Here is a 23,592-nt window from a genome sequence, read left to right as displayed (position 1 = left end):
ATTACTCGCGTTGCGGAGGGGGAGGATCGGACGGGACTATAGGCAGAAAGCCTGCGGATTGCAGAGCCTCTTTCGCCATTGCGACAGAAATCTTGCGTCCAGATGACAATGCCGCGCGATCCAGCAGCCCTGTCACTTGCGCAATCGCGTCATAACGATGCTCGATCCGGCGCAGCAGCCAGTCCGGCACATCGGGCGCGTAGCTGGCGCCCGCCAGATCGAACGCGCGGCAGATCAGCGCGCGCGCCAGCAACTCGTCCGGTGCCTCGATCGCGACATGCGGCACGGCGGCCAGCCGCGATCGCAGGTCGGGCAGCGTCACGTCCCAATTGGACGGCGCCGCATCACCAATCATCAGCAACGGCCGGTGCGCGGTCTGCGCCTCGTTCCAGGCGTGAAAGAGAAAATGGTCGTCGCATGCTTGCGCGTCGTCGATCACCTCGCCCCCGCTCATCTGCGCGAAGTGGCGGGCCAATATGGTTCGGCCGGATTGCGAAGGCCCGGTCAGCACGCTGATCGACAGCGGCCATTCGCGCCACCGTTTCAGATGGGCGACGGCGATGCGATTGGCATCGCTGACCAGGAAATCACCTTCGCTTGATCCCCCATGCCGTTCGAAGGGCAGGCTGATCTGGGTCATTGCGGCGGCGGGGATGCCTGACGCCGCGTGATCCGCAGCGTGTTGCCGGACGCCGCGACGGTAAAGCCGCGCGCCTGCAAGCCCGCCCGCAGCATGTCGGCCGTGCCGTCGAAGCTGACCTGCATCACCGACGTCCCGCCCAGCGCCAGGCTGCTCGTATTGGCCAGCCGCACGCCGGGGATCGACCGCACGCTCGCCTCGCCCGATCCGACCGACGCGACGTCGGGCGTGTCGAACTGGATGGTGAAGCTGGCGCCGCTGGTGGCCACCGTCGGCAGGTCGACCGCCTCGACCGGCGCCTCGACCGCATTCTCGATTTCCAGCGCAGCGGGGTCGACCGGTTCCTCGATGACAAGCGAGGGATCAGGCCGCAGGCGACCATCATTGAGCGCGCGGATATAGAGTTCATCGATCCGACGCGCGCCCTCGTCCATCATCTGCGGGATGCCGCTGTCATTGGACGCGCGCAGCGTGATGCTGCCGATCAGGCTGTCGTCCGGGCCATAGCGCGCGGTGAAGGTGCCCGTAACGGGACCACCGGGATAGGCCCGGTCCAGCCGCGCGATCGGCACGACCACATCAGCCGCGCCATATTGGTCGAGCAGTACGCGCCACCACAAGCGCCCGCGCCGCCCGGTCTGGCCAGCGTTCAGCAGGATCGGATCGGCGATGGAGCCGGCCACGCGCACATAGTCGATCGCGCTGTCCCCGGTGCGGTATCGCGCCCAGGCCTTCTGCCACTCGTTCGTCCGCTCATAGGATACGGCGCTGCCGCCATCCCACAGCACCGGAATCACCAGCAAAGGCGGCGACCGCATCACATTGCCGGATACGCCCAGCAACGCCCCGGTCCGTGCGCGATCGAACAGGATTCCCAGCGTCGCGACATAGCGATTGGGGCCGTTCTGCTCATATTCGACCTCGATGCCCGACACCATCGCCTCGATCTGCGAATCGGACAGAGCCGGCGCACCGCCGCCGCCATGGGTACGGCTCCACAGCATCCGCCACGCCTGCCGCTGCGCCATGCGCCATCCAGCATAGCGCGCCGTGTCAGCATCTTTGGCCTGCACATCGACCTTGACCCCGCGCACCTCGAAATCGCCACCGCTGGCGATCGGCGGCACGCCGCGCTCGCCTTCCATCTGGGCGAACAGGGCGGCGGCGGCGAGGCCGATCAGAATCGCGACGATGATCTGGACGGGCCGCGAAAGCAACCGCACAAAGGCTGCCGGGCGGGGAAGGGTCTGGCTCAGGCTCACGGGCGCCCTTTTGGCGAACATTGCCTGCGATGCCAAGCGGCAAGGCGCGACTTATCCCCACCTTTCGCCACAGCGCTCTTAAACCAGCACCGTTCGCCCTGAGCCTGTCGAAGGGCGCGCGCTCGCCCTTCGACAGGCTCAGGGCGAACGGGGAGCAGGCGTCAGGACAGATGCCAGCAACATCGAAGGTTCCGTTTTCCGCCCCTTTGCTCTAGGGGCCGAAAATATGAGCGACAACGAATCCTACAGCTACGCCAAGGCTGGCGTCGACATCGCCGCCGGCAACGCCCTTGTCCGTGCCATCGCCCCGCTGGCCAAGGCCACCCGCCGCCCCGGCGCCGACGCCGAACTGGGCGGTTTCGGCGGCTTTTTCGATCTGAAGGCCGCTGGCTATGACGACCCGCTGCTGGTCGCCGCCAATGATGGCGTGGGCACCAAGCTGAAACTGGCGATCGACCATGATCGCCATGACGGCGTGGGCATCGACCTGGTCGCCATGTGCGCCAACGACCTGATCGTACAGGGTGCCGAGCCGCTCTTCTTCCTCGACTATTATGCCACCGGCAAGCTGGAGTCGGGCGTGGCCGAGCGCGTCATCGCCGGCATTGCGGAGGGCTGCCGCATGGCCGGCTGCGCGCTGATCGGTGGCGAAACCGCCGAAATGCCGGGCATGTATGGTCCGGGCGACTATGATCTGGCCGGCTTCTGCGTCGGCGCGGTGGAACGGTCCAAGGCGCTGACCGGCAACCGGGTGAAGACCGGCGACGTGCTGATCGGCCTCGCCTCCTCGGGCGTCCACTCGAACGGCTTCTCGCTGGTCCGCCGCCTCGCCGCCGACAAGGGCTGGAAGCTCGGCCGCCCGGCCATCTTCGACAATGAAGTGCTGCTGATCGACGCGCTGATGGCCCCCACGAAGATTTACGTGAAGAGCCTGCTGCCGCTGGTTCGCGCCGGCATGATCAATGCGCTTGCCCACATCACCGGCGGCGGCCTGCTGGAGAATATTCCCCGCGTCCTGCCCGAAGGCGCCCATGCCACGGTCGACGCCGATGCGTGGGAACAGCCGCGCCTGATGGCCTTCCTCCAGGCGCAGGGTCATATCGAGCCGGAAGAAATGGCGCGCACCTTCAACTGCGGCATCGGCATGGTGCTGGCCGTGGACGAAGCCCATGTCGCTGCCGTGACGAAATCGCTGGAGGATGCGGGCGAAACCGTCTTCCGCATCGGCGCGATCAGCGAAGGCGAAAAGGGCTGCACGGTGAAAGGCAGCGCCGAAACCTGGAGCGCCAAGGCCGGCTGGTCCGCCACGCATCTGGGCTGAGAAAAAGAACCGTTCGTGCTGAGTAGGGACTGAGCGAAGTCGAAGGCCCGTATCGAAGCATCCCGCTCAAGCGCGAACATCCTTCGATACGCCGCTTCGACAAGCTCAGCGGCTACTCAGGACGAACGGAGTTTTGAAATGACCAAAGCAAAAGTCGGCGTCCTGATTTCCGGCCGTGGCTCGAACATGGCAGCCTTGCTCTATGCCGCAAAGGCCGACGACTGCCCCTATGAGATCGTACTGGTCGCCGCCAACGATCCCGATGCCCCCGGCCTCACCCTCGCCGCCGCCGAAGGCATCCCGACCTTCGGCCAGAGCCATAAGGGCCTCAAACGCGCCGAATTCGACCAGATCATCGACGCGCGGCTGCGCGACGCCGGCGCCCATTATGTCGCGCTCGCCGGCTATATGCGCCTGCTCTCGCCCGAATTCGTGTCGGGCTGGGAAGGTCGGATGCTCAACATCCACCCCAGCCTGCTGCCCAAGTACAAGGGCCTCGACACCCATCAGCGCGCGATCGACGCGGGCGACAGCCTCGCCGGCTGCTCGGTCCATATCGTGACGGCCGAACTGGACGACGGCCCGGTGCTGGGCCAGACCCCGGTCGCGATCCTGCCCGGCGACACCGAAGACAGCCTCGCCGCCCGCATCCTCATCGCCGAGCATCAGCTCTATTCGCGCACGCTCGCCGGCTTCGTCACTCGCGAACGCCAGCCCGACTGGCTGCTCAACAAGGTCCGCGAAGCCGCGCTCGCCCTGCCGCAGGCGGACGAGATCGTCTCGCACGGCATGCCCTGTTTCGGCATCGTGAAGGGCAAGAAATTCGCTTATTTCACCCGCGACCATCATGGCGACGGCATCATCGCCGTGCTGGTGAAGACCACTGCGCCGGAAGAACAGGCCACACTGATGGAAGCCGATCCGGAACGCTATTACCGCCCCGCCTATTTCGGCACCGACTGGGTCGGCATCCGCCTCGACCTGGGCGACACCGACTGGGACCATATCGCGGACCGCCTGCGCGCCAGCTGGCGCCAGATCGCACCGAAAAAGCTGCTGGGCCTGATGGATATCGCCGATCAGTTTTAAATATTCCCAACATCCGTCATCCCAGCGTAGGCTGGCCTTACGCTCCATCTTCTGCGATACCAGCCTTCGCTGCGGTAACGAAACGACGCCCATCCAATCCGCTTTCCTACACGCGCCTTTTCTGATCCACACTCTTGGATGGACCAGACCTGTCATCCCAACCCGCCCGTCCCCGCCCGCCGCGCCCCGCGCGCCCGCTGGACACCCACGAAGCAACGGCTCTTCCTCGCTGCGCTGCTAGAATATGGCAGCGTCCACCGTGCCGCGCAGGTGGCGGGCATGCCGCGTCGGTAGCGTAGAACTAGCGCGCGAATGTCGCGTCACCGTCGCGCGCCTGTCACCTTGCCGTCGCCCACCCGTCGCAATTGCCCCAAAACGCCTTCTTGCACCCCCACCAACGGTGTGAACTTCGCTTGTCGCGTCGCTCTGCGCCAATCCGCCCCTTCCCTTCCCCGCTGCCGATCCCCATAGAGCAAGCATGACCGACAGCCCCGCCCCCGCCGCGATCGAGATCCGCAACCTCACCAAAGTCTATAAGGGCGGCAAGCGCGCGCTCGACGGGATCAACCTGTCCATCCCGCGCGGCCAGATCTACGGGCTGCTCGGCCCCAATGGCGCAGGCAAGTCGACCACGATCAACATCCTGGCCGGCATGGTGAACAAGAGCGAGGGCGACGTCAGCATCTGGGGCTTCGACATCGACGCCCATCCGCGCAACGCAAAGAACAGCATCGGCATCGTGCCGCAGGAAATCGTCTTCGACCCCTTCTTCACGCCGTTCGAAACGCTGGAAAATCAGGCCGGCTTCTACGGCGTGGCCAAGGATCGCCGCCGCACGATGGAATTGCTGCGCGCCGTCCATCTGGACGACAAAGCCCATGCCTATGCCCGCACGCTGTCGGGCGGCATGAAGCGCCGCCTGCTGGTAGCCAAGGCGATGGTGCATTCGCCGCCGATCCTGGTGCTGGACGAGCCGACCGCCGGCGTCGATGTGCAACTGCGCCAGCAACTCTGGGCCTATGTCCGCGAGTTGAACGCGCTGGGCGTCACCATCGTGCTGACGACCCATTATCTGGAGGAAGCCGAAGAATTGTGCGACCGGATCGGCATCATCAACCATGGCAAGGTCATCACCGACAAGCCGACCCGCGAACTCCTCGCCATGGCGCAGGAAAAGGTCGTGCAGGTGACGGTGGACCGCGACCTGACGGTGGCTCCTGACGCGCCTTGCTTCGAGAAAGTCGAACTGTCCGGCGACCGCACCCTGACCATCACCTATATGAAAGACCGCGCCAATGCCGGTCAGGTGCTGAGCGCGGTGCAGGCCAGCGGCCTCGCCATCGTCGACGTCGTGACGCGCGACCCCGATCTGGAGGACGTCTTCCTCAACCTCACGGCGGCGGCCTAGCAACCTCCGTTCGGTTCGAGCTTGTCGAGAACCGGTGCGCACGGGTTCTCGACAAGCTCGAACCGAACGGGATAGGGAACAGACCCGAACAATCGAGAAGCCTATGTCCACCATCACCCATGACGTCATCATCATCGGTTCCGGCGCTGCGGGGCTGACGGCCGCCATCAACCTGGCGCAGGACCGCAAGGTGCTGGTGCTGGCCAAGGGCGCGCTCGATGGTGGGTCGACCAACTGGGCGCAGGGCGGCATTGCCGCCGTACTCGACGCGGGTGACAGTTTCGAGGCACATGTCGAAGACACGATGGTCGCCGGCGCCGGCCTCAACAATCTGGAAACGGTCCAGTTTGTCGTCTCCGAAGCGCCCGCCGCGATCGAACGGCTGGCCGACCTCGGCGTCCCGTTCAACGGCGGCGAGGCCTTCGGCAAGCGCTGGGATCTGACCCGCGAAGGCGGCCACAGCCACCGCCGCATCGTCCATGTCGATGACGCCACCGGCCATGCGGTGCAGGTCGCGCTGCTGAAAGCCGCCCGCGCCAACCCGAACATCACCCTGATGGAGGATATGGTCGCCATCGACCTCATCACCTCCCGTCATGGGGAACGCTATTCTGGCGACGGCCATGTCTGGGGCGTCTATGCCTTCAACCGCCAGACCCAGCGGGTGGACGCGCTGCTCGGCCGGGCAACGATCCTGTGCACCGGCGGTGCGGGCCGCACCTATCTCTTCTCCACCGCGCCGCGCGGCGCGACCGGCGACGGCATCGCCATGGCCTGGCGCGCGGGATGCCGCGTGTCGAACATGGAAATGAACCAGTTCCACCCGACCTGCCTCTACAATCTGGAGATCAAGAATTTCCTGATCACCGAAGCCGTGCGTGGCGAAGGCGGCCATCTGAAACTCCCCCCCGGCGTGCCGGGCGGTGGCGAGCGCTTCATGCCCCGCTTCGACCCGCGCGAAGAACTGGCCCCCCGCGATATCGTGGCCCGTGCCATCGACCATGAAATCAAGCGGCTGGGCCTCGACTATGTCCATCTGGATATCAGTCACAAGGACCCCGCCTTCGTGCGGCATCATTTCCCGACCATCTACGCCCGGCTGCTGGACCTCGACATCGACATCACGAAGGAACCGATCCCGGTCGTCCCAGCGCAGCATTATACCTGCGGCGGCGTGGTGATCGATCTGGACGGTCGCACCGACCTGCCCGGCCTCTATGCCGCCGGCGAAGTCAGCGAAAGCGGCCTGCACGGCGCCAACCGTCTGGCTTCCAACTCGCTACTCGAATGTTTCGTCTTCGGCGAGGCAGCCGCCAGGCACATCCGCGCCAATTGGGACGACCTCCCCACCCCGCCGCCGATCCGGCCGTGGGACGAAAGCCGGGTCACCAATGGCGACGAGGAAGTCATCGTCCAGCATAACTGGAAGGAAATCCGGCGCTTCATGTGGGATTATGTCGGTATCGTCCGCACCACCAAACGGCTGGAGCGCGCCCAGCACCGCATCGACCTCCTGTCCAAGGAAGTCGATGAATATTACGGCAATTTTCGCGTCACGCCCGACCTCATCGAACTGCGCAACCTGCTGGAGGTCGCGCGCCTCGTCGTCCGCTCCGCCCTGCATCGCAAGGAAAGCCGGGGCCTCCACTACACACTCGACTATCCTGACACGCTGCCGGACGCGGTGGACACGGTTCTCGCCCCATAAAACCCTGCCCGTTCGCTCGAAACGAACGAAGGTCAGGAAAAAATGGCGCGGCCATCCGGGGGGACGCCGCGCCATGAGGTGGAGGAGGGACGCGCTGGAAGCACATCCGGGAGTGCTTTCCTACTTGCCCTTTCCCCGCCATGGTTTGATCCGTGTCAAACGATCAGAAAATCCTTGAGCAGCGCGTTGAAGCGGGCAGGCTGGTCGGCCATCACCATATGGCCGCTCGGCCCCAGCGGTTTCAACAAAGCACCTTTCTTGCCCGCATAGGCGCTCTGGAAACTGCGGGTGATCGACGCCGCCTGCTGCGCATCGCTGCCCACGGCATAAACGACCTCCAGCGACGCGCCCAGCCGCGAAAGCTGTGGTCCGAGATCGGTATTGGCCAGGTCGCGCAGAGCATTGGCGATGACATCGGGGTCGCTGCCCTTGGCCCCAGGCGCCTGCGCGACGATCTGCGCCAGATAACGGCGCCCCGCCTGCGTCCCTGTGAAATAGCCGCTCAACTGGTCGGCCAGATAGCCCATGCCGCTGGCCGTTCCGCCGACCATCGCCGCGCCGGCCGGCAGCATGTCCACCACCATCACCCGGCTCGCCAACCCTTTCAGGCCCAGCAACATCGCCAGCGTACCGCCCATGCTGTGCCCGACGATCGCCGGGCGCTTGAGGCCGGCGGCGGAGACATAACGGGCAATCTCGTCCGCGATCGGCTGAAGCAGCGCACCGCTGGCATTGCCCTCCGGCGCCAGTCCGGCAAAGCCGCGCACATGCACCAGATGATAGCGATAGCCCGGCACCCCGCCCAGCACCCCGTTCCAGATGCCGGGGCCACTGGCGAGGCCGGGAATAAGGATCACGTCGCGGCCTGCGCCACGCACGTTCATGACGATGCGCCGCGAAACGAAGGGCGCCGCCCATGCCGTGCCGCCATGCGCCATCATGCCCGCCGCCATGGCGCCCAGCAACAGCGCCCGCCTGTCCAGTCCGTTCGTCGTCATGCGCCCGCTATTGCCCGCCCGCCCCTGAACCGCAACCGAATGACACCGCGCGACATCAGGCGGTTGCATCGTTCATCCTCCTTACATCGCATTTGTGGAATCATTCGTCGCATGGGTCTTGCCGGACGATCGGCGGACCGCCCCTATTGTGCCTTGAGAGAGTGCGGGGACGCTAATGACATCGAATGAAAACCGGGCGGCTTCGGCGCGTCTGGTCCTGCTGGTCGCGGCCTTGTCCGCCTGTGTAAGCGCACCAGAGCCGCCCCGTGCGCAGGCGGCCGCCGCCATACCGCAAAAGCCGATACCCGGCCGGCCTCAGCCGACCACCAATACATGGCCGATCCGCCCGGTTGCCAATCCGCCGCTACCCTATCGCGATATCGACCAGAACGAGGCACCACCACCCGCACTGGTCAGCGTCGTGCGCAACCTTGGCCAGAGTTTCCGGGGCAAGGTCGGCATCGCCGTCCGCCGCATCGGTACGGACTGGACCGTGGCATGGAACGGCACCTCGCTCTTTCCGCAGCAGAGCGTGTCTAAACTCTGGGTGTCGATGACCTTCCTCGACGCGGTGGATCGCGGCAAGCTGCGCATCACCGACACGACCACCATCACCCGCAACGACCTGACCCTGTTCCACCAGCCGACCGCTGCATTGGTGGCGCAAAATGGCGGCTGGACGACCAGCTATTCCGACCTGATGCGCCGCGCAATGACGCAAAGCGACAATACCGCCAACGACACGCTGCTCCGCGCCGTCGGCGGGCCGGATGCGGTACGCGGCTTCCTGGCACGGCGGATGATCAAGGATATCCGCTTCGGTCCGGGCGAACGGCTGCTGCAATCGGCCACCGCCGGCCTAGACTGGCGGCAGGATTATTCGATCGGCCGGAATTTCTACGCTGCCCGCGCCAAGCTGCCGATGACGGTGCGGCAAAAGGCCCTCGATAATTATCTCGCCAGCCCGCCCGACGGCGCGGCGCCCTCCTCGATTGTGCAGGCGTTGGCGAAGCTGAAGCAGAATGACATGCTCTCGCCCGCCTCCTCGCGCCTGCTGCTTTCGATCATGTCGGAAGCCAAGACCGGGCCGCAGCGGATCAAGGGCGGCGTCCCGCCGGGCTGGTCCTATCTGCACAAGACCGGGACCGGTCAGGATCTGCCGCCCCGCTCCACCGGTTTCAACGATATCGGCATCATGACCGCGCCGGACGGCACCAGCTATGCCGTTGCGGTGATGATCGGATCGACCACGGTCGGCATCCCCGAACGCTGGGCATTGATGCAAGCGGTGGCCAAGGCGGTCGTGGCGAACCACGAACCGCGCTGAGTCAGAAGCGACGCACGACGCCGAAATAGACTTCCCCGTCCGGACTGTCCGCATTCAGCCCGGCATTGACGCCGATGTCGAACTGCATGTCGTCGCTGGGTTGCCAACCAAAGGACAGGCCGGCCAGCGCCTCTGTAGCATGGCCGGTCGGATCGTCGTCCCGCATCAGCGACGCTTCGATCGTGCCGGACAGGCTATCGCTCAGGTCAAAGCCCAGCCCGGCGACGCTGCCATAGGCGACATGCCGCCCGGACCGGTCCTCATCGACCGCCGCGTCGATCTCCGGCACCCACTCCAGCGACAGGCCATGCCCGATATCGAAGCTGACTGGCACCAACAGTCCGGCACCCCAATCGCCATCGCCGATGGCCGATCCGCCGGCCGGCAACGACGCATAAGGCATCAGCGCCACCGAAAAGCCCGACGCATCCGGGTTGCTCAGGTTCCGGCGCAGCGCCACACGCACATCCCCGATACCGCTATCGCTGTCCACCACACCACTCATCCTGTCGCGCGTGCGCACATGGCCAAAGGCGGTCCAACCGATTTGCGCCTCCAGATGATCCGCCAGCCCCAGACGCACCAGCATGTCGCCGGTCTGGATCGTGTCGGTCCGGCTTTGCCCATCCTGCTCCCGCGTCCAGTCGCCCAGCCCCAGTTCCACCACGACCCGCCCCTTGTCGACCGTACAGGCCGGCGTGCCCAGCCCCGGCCTGTCGGCGCACAGGTCGCGTGGCTCTTCAGCCTGCGCCAGTGCCGCTACCGGCATCAGCGCGACCAGCAGCATCCATATCCGCTTCATCCCCATTCCCCCCTTTTGTGGCCGATGACATAGCAGGAAACCGGTCGGACATAATCATGTTCCCGCACGCAATCTGGCCAAGCGCGCGCCGTTGCGGCATGAACCGGCCATGGCTTGTGGCCGATCTCTGTCGAAGCGGATAACCGCGCGCACCATCGACGAAGGCGAGTGCGTCGCATCGGTGTTGCTGGCGATCCTGATCGCGCATCTGCTGGGCGCGACCCATATCTCCTGGGCGGCCTTTGCCGGTTATATGGTCATGCGTGGCCATGCCGCCGAAACGCTGATGCGTGGCGCGCTGCGGATCGTCGGCACGCTCGCGGGCGGCCTGCTCGCATTGGGCATCGCGCCATTCATTCTGCCCTTCTGGCCGATTACGGCGCTGGCGATGATGCTGGTCGGCACCGTCAGCCTCTATGCCGCCATCACCTCCCGTCGTTCCTATGCGTGGCTCTTCTTTGGACTCACCTTCGCCATGGTGCTGCTGGACAAGCTGGAGCATCCGGACATCGCGCTCGCCGCCTTCGTGCACACCCGCATCCTGGAAACGGTGGCCGGTATCGCCGCATGCCTCGCCGTCAGCCTAATCAGCACTCTCACCCTGCGCCGGCGCTGGCCTGCTCCACCTACGCCGCTGCCAATCGGCGCGCCCTGGCATCGCGACGCTTTCCGCCATGCCTGTCAGGCCGGCGTCGCGCTCGCCTTGCTAGTGGCGCTCGGCATCGTCTTCCACATTCCCGCTCTGGCGCAGGGTGCGATCATGATCATGGCGGTCATGGTTCTTCCCGCCACCGGCATCGGCCAGAGCGGCCTTGCGCCGGTCAGCCGTCGTATTCTCCAGCGCACCATCGGATGCGGCGTCGGCGCACTGTTTTCCGCCGCCGTCCTTCTGGGCGCCGGCGGGTCTGCCCTGCCCCTGCTGGTTGGCACCGCCATCGGCACGGCGCTGGGGCGGCATCTGGAAAATGGCGATCCCGCCCATCGCTATATCGGCACGCAATTCACCCTGGCCGTGCTGGTGACGCTTGTGCCCGATCGCTATGATGCAGCCGAACTTCTGCCCGCATCGGAGCGCCTGACTGCCATCTTCGTCGGCATCGCCATGCTGTTGCCGGTACTGCTGATCGGCCATGCCTTCGGCGCCCGCCGGCCAGCTACGCCCGCCACGCCAACCCAGGATGAAACCGGCGGCATCTGATGGAATAAGCATAAGCCGACAGGCGTATGCCCGGCATGAATGCCTATTTCCCTACAGCCATTTCCTCCAGCATCGTGCCGATCCGGCCGATCACGACCGGCCGCCCACCGCTCCGCATCGCCCTTTTTTCCGGCAATTATGACTGCGTCCGCGATGGCGCCAACCGTGCGCTCAATCGCCTCGTCGCCCATCTGTTGCACCGGATCGGCGCGCAGGTCCGCATCTACTCACCCACTGCGCCGCAACCCGCTTTCGCCTCGGTCGGCGAAGTCCGTTCGGTGCCCTCGCTCAGCCTGCCCGGCCGGCCGGAATATCGACTCGCCATCGGCCTGACGCGCGGGGTGCGCCGCGATCTCGATGCCTTCGCACCGGACATCGTCCATCTTTCCGCGCCTGACCTGCTGGGCCGGCAGGCACAGAAACATGCGCGAGCGCGCGGTATCCCCGTCGTCGCCAGCTTGCACACGCGCTTCGAAACCTATCTCGATTATTATCGCCTCGGCTTCCTGCGCGGGACGATGGAACGCTATCTCGATCGCTTCTATGGCGATGCCGACTGCATATTGGCGCCAACTCCACCGATCCGCGACGAAATGGCCGCTCACCATGGCGCAGCGAAAGTGGCTGTGTGGGGGCGAGGTATCGACCCGACCCAGTTTGCCCCGACGCTGCGCGATCCTGCGCTGCGGGCCGCGCTCGGTTATGAGGATCAGGATGTCGTGCCGCTCTTCTTCGGCCGGCTGGTACTGGAAAAGGGGCTGGGCATCTTTGCCGACGCGATCGCCGCGATCCGCGCGCGCGGGCATCAGATCCGCCCGCTGATCGTGGGTGAAGGGCCAGCCCGGTCCTGGCTCGCGCAGCGCCTGCCCAATGCCAATTTCATGGGCCATCTAAGCGGCGCCGACCTCGGCCGCGCGGTGGCAAGCGCAGACCTGCTCATCAATCCCAGCGTCACCGAAGCCTTTGGCAACGTCAATCTGGAGGCTATGGCTTCCGGCCTCGCCGTCCTTTCCGCCGATGTGCCCAGCGCCGCCAGTCTGATCGACGCCGGCCGCACCGGGGTGCTGCTGCCCCCGACTGACGCGGACGCCTATGCCGATGCTGCCTCAATGCTGATCCGGACGCCAACGCGCCTCGCCGCCATGCGTCAGGCGGCAGCGAGTGCCGCCAGCCGGCATCGCTGGGATGATGTGCTGCAATCGGTCGTGCAGGCCTATGCCGGCCTGCTCGGCATTCCCACACCTGCCGATCGTCAGGCGCCAGTTATCGTCGCTTGCCCCGCCCGTGCCGGCACGGGATAAGCCGCCCATGGATGATGCGCGCGACATGGAGGCGGACCTGCTGGCGATGCGCCGCTATGCCCGGTCGCTCGCCCGCGACGATGTGGATGCAGACGATGTCGTGCAGGACGCGCTGCTGCGCGCGATCGAACGCAAAGCGACCTATCAGCCCGAACGCAGCCGCACCCGCTGGCTGCTGGCGATCGTCCATAATGTGTTCGTATCGGGCAAGCGGCGCCAGGCCGCGGAAACGCGCCGGAACGACCGGTTCGCCGAGACTTTGCTATCCAGCGTCGATCCGCAGCAGGAAGAGCATGTGCGGCTGGCGGAGATAGCGCAGGGTTTCGCCGCCCTGCCCGACGCCCAGCGCGCGGTGCTGCATCTGACCGCGATCGACGGGCTGAGCTATCAGCAGGCGGCCGACATATTGGACATTCCGATCGGCACGGTGATGTCGCGCCTGTCGCGGGCGCGGACTGCGCTTCGGGAAGGGCAAACAGGGAAAAGCCATCCGCGCCTGCGGATTGTGGGAGGACAGGATGACCAATGACGTGAACGCGCTGGAGATCGACGCCTATGTAGATGACCAGTTGGATCTGTCCCGCCGCTTCGTGGTGGAGACGCATCTGTCCCGCCATCCCGATCAGGCGGCGCAGGTCATGGCCGACCTGTCGACCCGCAGTGCCCTGCGGCTGATGGCGCCACGCCCCGACGCCGTACCACCGGCCATGGCCGACGCAGCCACCCGGTTGCAGGCGGCGGCCGTCCGGCCACGCTGGCGCCGCGCCCTGCCGCTGGTTGCCCCGCTCGCAGCAGCAGCCGGTCTGGCCCTAACCTTCCTGCCCCCCTCCGGCCCGCCAGATTATGTCGATTATGCGGTCAATTCGCACCGCATCGCGATGATGCGCGCGGCCATGGTGTCGCAGGTAGAGACGCCCAAATATGATGCCCGCGAAATCGCGTCCAACACCCGGATCGCCATGCCGCATCTGCCCGACGACTGGCGAGTGACCGATGTCCAGCTCTTCCCCACCGAGCGCGGCCCGGCGCTGGTGGTGGCTGTGAAGACGGAGGGCGGCAAGAATTTCTCGCTCTTTGCCCTGCGCGATCGCAGCCGCGCGCCTGAGCGGCCCGACGCGGTGCAGGAAGGCGCGGAATCGGTCGCCTACTGGCGGCGCGGCGACATGTCCTATGCGCTGACCGGCAGCGGCGAACCGCGCCTGATGGACGCCACGGCAGAGGCTTTGACGCGCGACTGGTCCTGAAGGCTGGAGGGGATAGACGTTACCCGCTATCTCCTCCTCCATGACCCAGAATCACCTCTACCTCGTCGACGGCAGCGGCTATATCTTCCGCGCCTATCACCAGCTTCCGCCGCTCACCAATCAGCATGGCCAGCCGGTCGGCGCGGTCTATGGCTATACGACGATGCTGTGGAAACTGGCCGAGGAACTGGGCAAGGCGGAAGGCCCGACGCATCTGGCCGTGGTGCTGGACAAGGGCTCGCACACCTTCCGCAACGATATGTACGACCAGTATAAGGCGAACCGCCCGCCCGCGCCGGAAGACCTGATCCCGCAATTTCCGATGATCCGCGACGCGACCCGCGCCTTCTCCCTCCCCTGCATCGAGGAAGCCGGGTTCGAGGCCGACGACATCATCGCCAGCTACACCCAGGCTGCCGTGCGCGCAGGATGGCATGTCACCATCGTCAGCTCCGACAAGGATCTGATGCAGTTGATCCAGCCCGGCGTCGACATGTATGACACGATGAAGAATGAGCGGCGCGGCGCGGACTATGTGGTCGGCAAATTCGGCGTTCAGCCCGAGCAACTGGGCGATGTGCTGGCGCTGATGGGCGACAGCGTCGACAATGTCCCCGGCATCCCTGGCATCGGCCCCAAGACGGCGGCCAAGCTGATCACCGAATATGGATCGCTGGAGGCCGCGCTGGAGGCTGCGCCTTCGATGAAGAAGTCGAAGATGCAGGAAAACCTGATCGCCCATGCCGACATGGCCCGGTTGTCGCGGCGTCTGGTGGCGCTGCATGACAGCATGGACCTGCCCGAACCGCTGGACGACCTGACGCTCAAGGGCATTCCGAAGGAGCCCTTGCAGGAGTTCCTGTCCCACCATGGCTTCAAAACGCTGCTGAATCGGCTAGGCGCGCCAGCCGCAGCCGTTGCGGTGGCCGCGACCAGCGCGGTCGGCGCAGAGCCCGCTCCCGCCGCCCCGGCGCCTGTGGAAGAACCGGCGATCGACCGCAGCCTCTATGAAACGGTGGTGACGGAGGATGCGCTCGATCGCTGGATCGCCGCCGCCTATGCCGAGGGTCTGGTGGCCGTCGATAGCGAGACGGACATGCTGGACGCCGTGTCCTGCCAGCTGGTCGGCATCAGCCTGGCCACCGGCCCGAACAAGGCCTGTTATATCCCGGTCGGCCATGGCGGCACCGACATGTTTGCAGAACGGCCGGAGCAGTTGGACAAGGCGCTGGTCATCGCCAAGCTGAAGCCGCTGCTGGAGGATGACAGCATCCTCAAGATCGGCCAGAATCTGAAATATGACCTCACCGTGCTCCGCCGTCACGGTATCGAGATCGCACCCTATGATGACACGATCGTCATGAGCTTCGACCTTGACGCCGGGCAGAGCCTAGCCGGTCATGGCATGGATGAGGCCGCGAAGACCCACCTCAACCACCAGTGCATCAGCTTCAAGGAGGTGGTCGGCACGGGCAAGAGTCAGATCAGTTTCGCCGAAGTCCCCCTGCCCCGCGCGACCGAATATGCCGCCGAGGATGCCGACGTTACGCTGCGCCTTTGGAAGCGCTTCAAAACCCGCGTCGCCAATGAAGGCGCAAACCGCGTCTATGAGCTGGTCGACCGTCCGCTGGTAGGCGTGATCGCCAAAATGGAGCATCAGGGGATCAAGGTCGATCGCGAGCATCTCTCGCGCCTGTCGGCCGAATTCACCGCCGGCATCGCCGCGCTGGAAACCGAGATTCACGAGATTGCGGGGCAACCCTTCGCCATCGGATCGACCCAGCAGCTTGGCGCGATCCTGTTCGACAAGATGGGGTATAAGGGCGGCAAGAAAGGCAAGTCGGGCGCCTATTCCACCGATGTCACCATCCTTGAGCAACTGAAGGCGCAAGGCGCGCCGATCGCAGACAAGGTGCTGGAGTGGCGGCAGCTATCCAAGCTCAAGTCCACTTACACGGACGCGCTTCAGGCGCAGATCAACAAGGATACGGGCCGCGTCCATACCAGCTATTCGCTGACCGGTGCGCAGACCGGCCGCCTGTCTTCGACCGATCCGAACCTCCAGAATATCCCGATCCGCACCGAAGTCGGCCGCCAGATCCGCCACGCCTTCGTCGCCGAGCCGGGCAATGTCATCCTGGCGGCGGACTATAGCCAGATCGAATTGCGACTGGCGGCGCATATGGCTGATGTGCCCGCGCTCAAGGACGCCTTCGCGGCGGGCGAGGACATTCACAACCGCACCGCGCAGGAATTGTTCGGGGAGGTCAATCGCGACACGCGCGGCCGGGCCAAGACGATCAACTTCGCTATCCTCTACGGCATTTCCCGCTGGGGCCTCGCCGGTCGGCTGGAGATTAGCGCGGACGAGGCGCAGGACATGATCAGCCGCTATTATGAGCGCTTCCCCGGCATCAGCATCTATATCAACGAAACGATCGAGAAGGTCCGGGAACGCGGCTATACCGAAACGTTGTTCGGCCGAAAGACATGGTTTCCGCGCATCAAGGCGTCGGTCCAGCATGAACGACAAGGCGCCGAACGCGCCGCGATCAACGCGCCCATTCAGGGCACCAGCGCGGACATCATCAAGCGGGCCATGGCGCGCATGGGACCGGCGCTGGAGGCAGCGGGCCTGCCCAATGTGAAGATGCTGCTGCAAGTGCATGACGAACTGGTGTTCGAACTGCCCGAAGGCGATGTGGATGCGGCCAGCACGGTCATCCGGCAGGTCATGGAGAGCGCAGCCGAACCAATCGTGAAACTGAGCGTCCCGCTGGGTGTGGAAATCGGGACGGGGCCGAGTTGGGGCGCGGCGCATTGATAATGGGTAGAAGAAAAGAGAGATCCCAGCCTACGCTGGGATGACGATAAATTATATTCGTCATGCCAGCGAAAGCTGGCATCTCCCTACCTTTTGACGCACCCTCGCCATATGAGCGGGGGCTGGGTCTATATCATGACGAACCGCGCCTATGGCGTGCTCTATATCGGCGTTACATCCAGCCTGCCGCATCGCGCCATGCAGCATCGCGATGGCAGCGGCTCCGATTTTTGCCGCCGCTATCGGCTCGACCGGCTGGTCTATGCCGAGCGGCATGCGACAATCATGGACGCCATCGCCCGCGAGAAATCTTTGAAAGCGTGGCAACGCGACTGGAAGATCGCCTTGATCGAAAGCATCAATCCGAAATGGGGCGACCTCTTCGATACGCTGCATCTGGACTGAAGAAGAAGAGAGATGCCAGCCTTCGCTGGCGTAGACGAGGTTGATTGCATCTCCCTCATCTACGCCGTCATCCCAGCGTAGGCTGGGTTGTCCCTTTTCTTCGCGCCAACAAAAAAGGCCGGCCCCATCGGGACCGGTCTTTTCTCAATCGAACAACTCTTCCAGGAAGCTCTTCTTGCGCTTCTTCGGGTAGCCGCGACCATCGTCGCGATAGTCGCGGTCCGGCCGGTAGCTCTGCTGGGCGAAGGGGGCGGGTTGCGGCGTGGGGGCGCTTGCCTGCCCGGATCGCTCGATGATCTTGTCCAGTTCGCCCCGGTCCAGCCAGACGCCCCGGCATTGCGGGCAATAGTCGATTTCGACCCCCTGCCGGTCCGTCATGGCGAGGCCGACATGACAGACCGGGCAGAGCATCGCCGACACTTGAGCCTGATCGCGCATTATTCGCGTTCGCCCGTCAGGCTGAGCAGCATCTGGAACAGGTTGACGAAGTTCAGGTACAGCGACAGCGCGCCCATGACCTGCATCTTCCCGGCAACCTCATGGCCGGCATAATAGAAATATTCCGACTTGATGCGCTGCACGTCCCAGGCAGTGAGGCCGGTGAAGACCACCACGCCGATGATCGAGATGACCATCGCCATCGCCGACGAACCGATGAAGAGGTTGATCAGGCTCGCGACGATGATGCCGATCAGGCCCATCATCAGGAAGCTGCCCATCTTCGTCAGGTCACGCTGGGTGGTATAGCCCCACAGCGCCATGGCGAGGAACATGACCGCGGCCGAGAAGAAGGCCTGGGCGATGCTGCCGCCGGTGAAGACGAGGAAGACGCTGCCCAGCGACACGCCCATCACGGCGGCAAAAGCGTAGAAAGCGGTGCGGGCGCCCGAGGTCGTCATCTTTTCCATGCGGAAGCTGAAGAAGAAGACGAAGGCCAAAGGCGCGAAGATCGCGACCCACTTCAGGGGCGTGCCATAGATGGCGGCGGCGAGCGCCGGGGTATTGCCGACAAGGGCTGCGACCAGACCGGTGATGACCAGGCCGATACCCATGTTGCGGAAGACGCCCAGCATATGCGCGCGCAGGCCGGCGTCGGTCTGCGCCGTCTGGCTGGCACCATAGCCCGGCATGCGAACGGGATTATTCATTGGGACACACTCACTCCAAAGGTTGGTTCGAGTGGCCCGGTGCGGTCTCCTGCGGCAACGAGAGGGGGCAAATCGCCGCAAAAACCAGCACCGGGCACACCCGATGCGGTCCGACATCGCGACAGGGATCAGGGGGAAATCCATGTCGCCAGAGGGGCCCGGCCCGCATCAGCAATATCGGATGCCCTATGCCCGGCTGCAAGGGATCGGCCTCTGCGCAACATTTTATTACAATCGGGCCGGGTCGTGCCGGGGCTGTTGGCCACAAATGAGACAGCGAGTTAGACACCTGAATCGCCCACATGTTTTCGTTACTTAGCTAACTAAATAATTCTCTTTATCGCGATGACCGGGAAGGATTGACCCCTGCCCCGCTTCGCGACATGGCTTGCCCCATGAGCCACGCTTCCGACGATCAGCATATCCCCGCGCCGCTGCGCCTGTTCAACAGCCTGACCCGCACGATCGAGCCGTTCACGCCGATCGAGGGCAACCACGCGCGCGTCTATAGCTGCGGCCCGACCGTCTATAATTATGCCCATATCGGCAACCTGCGCGCTTATGTCTTTGTCGACACGCTGCGCCGGACATTGTTGTGGAAGGGGCTGGACGTTAACCAGATCATCAACATCACCGATGTCGGCCATCTGACATCGGATTCGGACGCGGGCGACGACAAGATGGAGGCGGCGGCCAAGGCCAGCGCGAAAAGCATCTGGGACATCGCCTCCCATTATACCGAGGCGTTCAAGGCCAATATCGCCGACCTCAACATCATGGCGCCCAGCGAATGGACGGTCGCGACCGACTATGTGCCGCAGATGATCGCCTTTGCGGAGAAGATCGCGCCGGATCATTGCTATGAATTGGAAGGCGGTCTCTATTTCGACAGCAGCACGGTGCCCGATTATGGCGCGCTGGCCGGTGGCCGCGATGACGCCGCGCATGCGCGGATCGACCCCGTCGCGGGCAAGCGCAACCCGAGCGACTTCGCCATCTGGCGCAAGTCGCCACCGGGCGAGCAGCGCCAGATGGAATGGGACAGCCCCTGGGGCAAGGGTGCGCCGGGCTGGCATCTGGAATGTTCGGTCATGTCGCAAGCCCGGCTTGGCCAGCCGTTCGATATCCATACCGGCGGCATCGACCATCGCGAGATTCATCACCCGAACGAGATCGCCCAGAACCAGGCATATCATCAGGCTGGCCATAGCTGCTGCGGCCAACCCGGCGCGGCGGAAGCCGGCTTCACCGGTGCGCGCTGGTGGATGCACAATAATTTCCTGGTCGACCGGCAGGGCAAGATGTCCAAGTCGAAGGGCGGCTTCACCACCCTGTTCAGCCTGATCGACGCGGGCGTGCACCCGATCGCCTATCGCCTGCTCTGCCTTGGCGCGCATTACCGCAGCGAACTGGAGTTCAGCGCGGACAATCTGGCGGCGGCCCTGACGCGGCTCAAGCGGCTGGTCATGGGCGTCGAAGGGCTGAAGGCGCGGGCCGAGGGCGTGACATGGCAGTCGCCACGGCTCGACTATCTGCGGACCAATCTGCATCCCAAGCTGGCGCCGCTGCTGGAGCAGTTCGACGCCGCCATTGCCGACGACCTGATGACGCCGCGCGCGTTACCGCTTCTGGAAGAGGTGGTGACCATGAAGAAGGTGCCGGTGGACGAGAAGCTGTGCCTGATCGCCGCTTTCGATGCTGCGCTGGGCCTCAATCTGCTGACGCTCAGCCGCGCCGACCTGCGCCTTCGCCCCAAGGATGCGCAGATCACGCCGGAGGAGATCGAGGCAGAACTGGAACGGCGCACCACTGCGCGCGCGGAAAAGGATTTCGCCCTGTCGGACGAGATTCGCGACGCGCTGATCGCACGCGGGGTCGAGGTGATGGACGGCGATCCGCTGCGCTGGGACTGGCGGCTGACGCTCGCCTGAATGGGTGGAGGCGCGGCGTCCTCTTGACGCCCGCCTGCACCGGACCCATGAGACGCGAGGGTCGCGCCATGGTGGGGGTAAGATGAGACTTTCCGCTGCTGTTTCGGCCATCCTGCTGACGCTGGCCCTGCCTGCGCCGACCGTACTCGCCGCGCCGCCCGCCGGCTTTTCCGCAACAGACCCCCGGCATGCCCGGCTTCATGCGCTGGAGCAGCAGGCGTCGGACCTGTTCAACAGCGACGATTATGCCCTGTCCATGTCGCAAAAGACGCGCGACGCCTGGACCCGTCTGCACAGCGCTGCGGGAAAGGTGAAGGTAGATGGCAAGCCGCATCCGCTCGCCGGGGTCGCGCTGATCAACCTATCGTCTATGGACCAGATCGACGGCAAGAATACCGACGCGCTGACCCGGTCGAGCGAGGGCCTGGCCCTGCTCGCGCCCTTTGCCGACGCTTATCCCGTCGCCTGGATGCAGGGCCTGTCGATCAAGGGCTTCATTCAGGCGGCGCTGGGCGACGTGACCGGCGCGGCGGATACGCTGGCGCAGGCGAGCGCCTATATGGACGGCTATATCGCCCGCACCCCGCTCGACCAGCAGGATGAATCGACCCAGATGCTGCGGTCGAACATCGCCTTCTCCCATGCGCAGGCCCTGACCCGCCTTGGCCGCAATGACGAGGCGGTGGAGGCCCAGAAAGCCAGCATGGAGGCGCGCATCCTGGCGGCGGGGCCGAACAGCGCGGACACGATCGGCTCCTACTACAGCTATGCCCAGATGCTCGCCCGCGCCGATCGCGACGCGGAGGCGGAAAAATATGCGCGCATGGCGGTGGACATCGCCACCGATCATGTCGATCGCAAACATCCCAGCTACGCCCGCGCGCTGGAGGCGCTGGGCCTGCTGCTGTCCCGTACCGGCCGGCGGACCGAGAGTCTGGACTATCTGCAACGGGCCATCGCCATCAAGCGCGAGACGGTCGGCACCAGCAGCCTCTATTTCCAGTTCGGCCTGCAAAATCTGGGCACGGTATTGCTGCCACTGGAGCGCTATGCCGACGCGGAGTCGCTGTTCATGGAGGCCGAGCGCGGCTTTCGCGGGCTGGAGGGCGAGGATAGCCCGCAGTCCGCCCGTGCGCTCGCCTTCGCCGCATCGGCCGCGCTGGCGGAGGGGCATCGTGAGCAAGCCATCGACCGGCTGACGGATGCGCTGGCGCGCGTGCATGCCGGGTCTGACAAGGACCGCGATATCGGCCAGCGCGTCTATCCCTATCTTGTCCCGGCCCTGATCGCGGCGAAGCGCGGCGACGATGCCCGCCGCGCCGCCGATGCCTTTGCCGTCGAAACCCGGCAACTCGACAATGCGCCGGCCATTCCGCTGGCGCAGGCGGCGATGCTGGTCGCCTGGACCCGGCAGGATCAGGCGGCACTGGGACCGGCCGCGCGCCAGCTTGTCGGCCTGCTGCGCGACAATGCCAGCGTCAATGACGATGGCGAGTTGAACGAGGAGCAGCGCGCGGCGCTCGACACGGTTCTGGCGGTGGCATCCGAAACGCAGGACGGGGCGCTGGCGCTGGACGCCATGGGCATATTGGCCGGATCGCGCATCGCGCAGGCCAACCGGCTGGTGGCACAGCGGCTGGTCACCGATCCGGCGCTGGCCGCGCGCGTGCGCAGCCTTCAGGACCGGACCAAGATATTGCAGGCCGCCGACAGCCGGTTGCTGAAAGCACTGGCGATCGACAGCGGCGTGGCCGAGGCGCGCGCGGACCGCGCCGCCGTCGCAGCGGAGGTCGACGCCGAGCGGACCGCCATCGCCCGCGACTATCCGCGCTGGGTGGAGGCGCATGGCGGCGAGCGGCCCGACCTTGGCGCGCTGCGGGACAGTCTTGGCAAGGATGAAGCGCTACTGGCGGTGATGCCGGCCTTTGACGGCGTCTATCTGCTCGCGGTCGGCAAGGACGCCGTGCATGTCGAGCGGGCGAAAATGGATCGCGCCGGGATGATGGCGCTTGTAAACCGGCTGCGCGGCTCGCTCACCCCGGCCGGATTCGACCAGAGCAGCGCGCACAGCCTGTATCGCCAGATCTTCACGCCCGGCATCCTGGCGACGCTGGGCAAAGCAAGCAGCCTGCGGATCGTGCCGACCGGGGCCTTCGCCTCCCTGCCCTTCTCCATGCTGCCACAGCGGCCGGTGAAGACGGTGACGCGCGCCACCCCATGGCTGATCCACCGCTTCGCGATAGAGGTACAGCCCGGCTTTTCGACCGGGGGGCAACAGCGGCACCAGCTTGCGGCGCGCGACCAGCGCTTTCTGGGCATCGGTGCGCCGCAACTGTTCGGCGATGTCCAGTCGGCGAACGCGCCTCGTGGCGGCGCGAATGCGCATGCGCTGGCGCAATTGCCGCCGCTGCCCGGATCGCAGACGGAGTTGCAGGCGGTGGCGCATCGTTTCGGTGCGGCACGGACAACTTTGCTGGTCGGCGCGGACGCCAATGAACGCGCGCTGCGCACGCTGGACCTGTCCGGCTATGGCGTCATCCTGTTCGCGACGCACGGGCTGGTCAGCGGCGAGATGGAGGGGGTGACCGAACCGGCGCTGGTCCTGTCGCCGCCCGGCGCCGACGATCCCGATGACGACGGCCTGCTGACTGCGTCGGAAGTGGCGACGATGCGGATCGGGGCCGACTGGGTGATCCTGTCCGCCTGCAACACGGCGGCGGGCGACAACAGCCAGTCGCCGGCCTATTCGGGGCTGGCGCAGGCGTTCCGCTACGCCGGGGCGGGATCGCTGCTGGTGTCGCACTGGCCGGTGCGGGACGATGCCAGCGCCTTCGTCACGCTGGAAACGGTCAAGGGCGCCAATCGCGGCCTGCCCCGCGCGGTGGCACTGCAACGGGCAATGCTCAAGCTGATCGGGTCGAAACATCCCAATGCGGTGCAGCCCTATATCTGGGCGCCGTTCATCCTGATGGGCCGCTGATAGGGA

General features: G+C 65.2%; 20 protein-coding genes. 14 read left to right on the top strand and 6 right to left on the bottom strand.

Translation table 11 applies throughout. The features are described from left to right. Nucleotide 1: 1 nt before the first annotated feature. Both RQH62_RS01435 and RQH62_RS01430 read right to left on the bottom strand, forming a co-directional pair. Nucleotides 2-640, bottom strand: coding sequence for a chromosomal replication initiator DnaA (locus RQH62_RS01435; RefSeq protein WP_311266958.1), 639 nt, complete (start codon nt 638-640; stop codon nt 2-4). After that, nucleotides 637-1,902 carry a heavy-metal-associated domain-containing protein gene (locus tag RQH62_RS01430; protein ID WP_311266957.1) on the bottom strand — a complete coding sequence of 422 codons (1,266 nt, stop codon included), beginning with the start codon at nt 1,900-1,902 and terminating at the stop codon, nt 637-639. Before RQH62_RS01430 ends, RQH62_RS01435 begins: the two co-directional genes overlap by 4 nt. 226 nt (nt 1,903-2,128) lie before the next feature. Between RQH62_RS01430 and purM the strand changes: the two genes are divergently transcribed. From purM to nadB, 5 genes are all read left to right on the top strand, one after another. Then, nucleotides 2,129-3,223, top strand: a complete 1,095-nt coding sequence (gene purM, locus RQH62_RS01425; RefSeq protein WP_311266956.1) for a phosphoribosylformylglycinamidine cyclo-ligase — start codon at nt 2,129-2,131, stop codon at nt 3,221-3,223. Nucleotides 3,224-3,361: 138 nt separating this feature from the next. Then, entirely contained in the window at nt 3,362-4,312 is a 951-nt protein-coding gene (purN, locus tag RQH62_RS01420) for a phosphoribosylglycinamide formyltransferase (RefSeq protein WP_311266955.1), read from the top strand. A 138-nt stretch (nt 4,313-4,450) separates the two neighbouring features. Continuing rightward, nucleotides 4,451-4,606 carry a hypothetical protein gene (locus RQH62_RS01415; RefSeq protein ID WP_311266954.1) on the top strand — a complete coding sequence of 52 codons (156 nt, stop codon included), beginning with the start codon at nt 4,451-4,453 and terminating at the stop codon, nt 4,604-4,606. A gap of 184 nt (nt 4,607-4,790) precedes the next feature. Beyond that, a complete protein-coding gene (locus RQH62_RS01410; protein WP_120250880.1) occupies nt 4,791-5,720 on the top strand; it encodes an ABC transporter ATP-binding protein in 930 nt (309 codons plus the stop codon). A gap of 103 nt (nt 5,721-5,823) precedes the next feature. Continuing rightward, nucleotides 5,824-7,428 carry an L-aspartate oxidase gene (gene nadB / locus RQH62_RS01405; RefSeq protein WP_311266953.1) on the top strand — a complete coding sequence of 535 codons (1,605 nt, stop codon included), beginning with the start codon at nt 5,824-5,826 and terminating at the stop codon, nt 7,426-7,428. A 155-nt stretch (nt 7,429-7,583) separates the two neighbouring features. On the opposite strand, the gene RQH62_RS01400 is transcribed toward nadB, so the two are convergent. Further along, nucleotides 7,584-8,426 (bottom strand): alpha/beta hydrolase, encoded by an 843-nt coding sequence (locus tag RQH62_RS01400; RefSeq protein ID WP_311267496.1) that lies wholly within the window; start codon nt 8,424-8,426, stop codon nt 7,584-7,586. 175 nt (nt 8,427-8,601) lie between these two features. Here RQH62_RS01400 and RQH62_RS01395 point away from each other — a divergent pair, with 175 nt between their 5' ends. Beyond that, a complete protein-coding gene (locus tag RQH62_RS01395; RefSeq protein WP_311266952.1) occupies nt 8,602-9,753 on the top strand; it encodes a serine hydrolase in 1,152 nt (383 codons plus the stop codon). 1 nt (nt 9,754) lies between these two features. On the opposite strand, the gene RQH62_RS01390 is transcribed toward RQH62_RS01395, so the two are convergent. After that, the gene (locus tag RQH62_RS01390) at nt 9,755-10,555 is read right to left on the bottom strand and encodes a transporter (RefSeq protein ID WP_311266951.1); all 801 of its coding nucleotides are present in this window, start codon (nt 10,553-10,555) and stop codon (nt 9,755-9,757) included. Nucleotides 10,556-10,664: 109 nt separating this feature from the next. Between RQH62_RS01390 and RQH62_RS01385 the strand changes: the two genes are divergently transcribed. The 6 genes from RQH62_RS01385 (at nt 10,665) to RQH62_RS01360 (ending at nt 17,527) form a co-directional block, all read left to right on the top strand. After that, on the top strand, nt 10,665-11,753 hold the full coding sequence (locus RQH62_RS01385) for an FUSC family protein (protein WP_311266950.1): 1,089 nt from the start codon (nt 10,665-10,667) through the stop codon (nt 11,751-11,753). A gap of 35 nt (nt 11,754-11,788) precedes the next feature. Beyond that, nucleotides 11,789-13,054: a glycosyltransferase family 1 protein gene (locus tag RQH62_RS01380; protein ID WP_311266949.1), complete on the top strand. Its 1,266-nt coding sequence runs from the start codon at nt 11,789-11,791 to the stop codon at nt 13,052-13,054. Between the two features lie 7 nt (nt 13,055-13,061). Continuing rightward, entirely contained in the window at nt 13,062-13,583 is a 522-nt protein-coding gene (locus RQH62_RS01375; protein WP_311266948.1) for a sigma-70 family RNA polymerase sigma factor, read from the top strand. After that, entirely contained in the window at nt 13,573-14,298 is a 726-nt protein-coding gene (locus RQH62_RS01370; RefSeq protein ID WP_311266947.1) for an anti-sigma factor, read from the top strand. The genes RQH62_RS01375 and RQH62_RS01370 overlap by 11 nt, the downstream gene beginning before the upstream one ends. A gap of 40 nt (nt 14,299-14,338) precedes the next feature. Further along, entirely contained in the window at nt 14,339-17,122 is a 2,784-nt protein-coding gene (gene polA / locus RQH62_RS01365; RefSeq protein ID WP_311266946.1) for a DNA polymerase I, read from the top strand. Between the two features lie 111 nt (nt 17,123-17,233). Further along, on the top strand, nt 17,234-17,527 hold the full coding sequence (locus RQH62_RS01360; protein ID WP_311266945.1) for a GIY-YIG nuclease family protein: 294 nt from the start codon (nt 17,234-17,236) through the stop codon (nt 17,525-17,527). A 144-nt stretch (nt 17,528-17,671) separates the two neighbouring features. Here RQH62_RS01360 and RQH62_RS01355 read toward each other — a convergent pair whose 3' ends face one another. Further along, nucleotides 17,672-17,965 (bottom strand): zf-TFIIB domain-containing protein, encoded by a 294-nt coding sequence (locus RQH62_RS01355; RefSeq protein ID WP_311266944.1) that lies wholly within the window; start codon nt 17,963-17,965, stop codon nt 17,672-17,674. Continuing rightward, the gene (locus RQH62_RS01350; RefSeq protein ID WP_311266943.1) at nt 17,965-18,675 is read right to left on the bottom strand and encodes a Bax inhibitor-1/YccA family protein; all 711 of its coding nucleotides are present in this window, start codon (nt 18,673-18,675) and stop codon (nt 17,965-17,967) included. The genes RQH62_RS01355 and RQH62_RS01350 overlap by 1 nt, the downstream gene beginning before the upstream one ends. A 395-nt stretch (nt 18,676-19,070) precedes the next feature. Here RQH62_RS01350 and cysS point away from each other — a divergent pair, with 395 nt between their 5' ends. Continuing rightward, nucleotides 19,071-20,606 (top strand): cysteine--tRNA ligase, encoded by a 1,536-nt coding sequence (cysS, locus tag RQH62_RS01345; protein WP_311266942.1) that lies wholly within the window; start codon nt 19,071-19,073, stop codon nt 20,604-20,606. Between the two features lie 82 nt (nt 20,607-20,688). After that, complete coding sequence (locus RQH62_RS01340) at nt 20,689-23,586, top strand: CHAT domain-containing tetratricopeptide repeat protein (protein ID WP_311266941.1); 2,898 nt, start codon at nt 20,689-20,691, stop codon at nt 23,584-23,586. Nucleotides 23,587-23,592 lie beyond the last annotated feature (6 nt).

It is taken from the genome of Sphingobium sp. WCS2017Hpa-17 (assembly GCF_031843765.1).
Classification (GTDB): domain Bacteria; phylum Pseudomonadota; class Alphaproteobacteria; order Sphingomonadales; family Sphingomonadaceae; genus Sphingobium.
The sequence above is the reverse complement of the archived record's forward strand: the minus strand, read 5'-3'. Positions and strand labels throughout refer to the sequence as shown.

Excerpts from the sequence above, each read along its gene's own strand:
- RQH62_RS01435 (WP_311266958.1), bottom strand. The coding sequence starts at position 640 with ATGACCCAGATCAGCCTGCCCTTCGAACGGCATGGGGGATCAAGCGAA.
- purM (WP_311266956.1), top strand. The coding sequence starts at position 2,129 with ATGAGCGACAACGAATCCTACAGCTACGCCAAGGCTGGCGTCGACATC.
- purN (WP_311266955.1), top strand. The coding sequence starts at position 3,362 with ATGACCAAAGCAAAAGTCGGCGTCCTGATTTCCGGCCGTGGCTCGAAC.
- RQH62_RS01415 (WP_311266954.1), top strand. The coding sequence starts at position 4,451 with ATGGACCAGACCTGTCATCCCAACCCGCCCGTCCCCGCCCGCCGCGCC.
- RQH62_RS01410 (WP_120250880.1), top strand. The coding sequence starts at position 4,791 with ATGACCGACAGCCCCGCCCCCGCCGCGATCGAGATCCGCAACCTCACC.
- nadB (WP_311266953.1), top strand. The coding sequence starts at position 5,824 with ATGTCCACCATCACCCATGACGTCATCATCATCGGTTCCGGCGCTGCG.
- RQH62_RS01400 (WP_311267496.1), bottom strand. The coding sequence starts at position 8,426 with ATGACGACGAACGGACTGGACAGGCGGGCGCTGTTGCTGGGCGCCATG.
- RQH62_RS01395 (WP_311266952.1), top strand. The coding sequence starts at position 8,602 with ATGACATCGAATGAAAACCGGGCGGCTTCGGCGCGTCTGGTCCTGCTG.
- RQH62_RS01390 (WP_311266951.1), bottom strand. The coding sequence starts at position 10,555 with ATGAAGCGGATATGGATGCTGCTGGTCGCGCTGATGCCGGTAGCGGCA.
- RQH62_RS01385 (WP_311266950.1), top strand. The coding sequence starts at position 10,665 with ATGGCTTGTGGCCGATCTCTGTCGAAGCGGATAACCGCGCGCACCATC.
- RQH62_RS01380 (WP_311266949.1), top strand. The coding sequence starts at position 11,789 with ATGAATGCCTATTTCCCTACAGCCATTTCCTCCAGCATCGTGCCGATC.
- RQH62_RS01375 (WP_311266948.1), top strand. The coding sequence starts at position 13,062 with ATGGATGATGCGCGCGACATGGAGGCGGACCTGCTGGCGATGCGCCGC.
- RQH62_RS01370 (WP_311266947.1), top strand. The coding sequence starts at position 13,573 with ATGACCAATGACGTGAACGCGCTGGAGATCGACGCCTATGTAGATGAC.
- polA (WP_311266946.1), top strand. The coding sequence starts at position 14,339 with ATGACCCAGAATCACCTCTACCTCGTCGACGGCAGCGGCTATATCTTC.
- RQH62_RS01360 (WP_311266945.1), top strand. The coding sequence starts at position 17,234 with ATGAGCGGGGGCTGGGTCTATATCATGACGAACCGCGCCTATGGCGTG.
- RQH62_RS01355 (WP_311266944.1), bottom strand. The coding sequence starts at position 17,965 with ATGCGCGATCAGGCTCAAGTGTCGGCGATGCTCTGCCCGGTCTGTCAT.
- RQH62_RS01350 (WP_311266943.1), bottom strand. The coding sequence starts at position 18,675 with ATGAATAATCCCGTTCGCATGCCGGGCTATGGTGCCAGCCAGACGGCG.
- cysS (WP_311266942.1), top strand. The coding sequence starts at position 19,071 with ATGAGCCACGCTTCCGACGATCAGCATATCCCCGCGCCGCTGCGCCTG.
- RQH62_RS01340 (WP_311266941.1), top strand. The coding sequence starts at position 20,689 with ATGAGACTTTCCGCTGCTGTTTCGGCCATCCTGCTGACGCTGGCCCTG.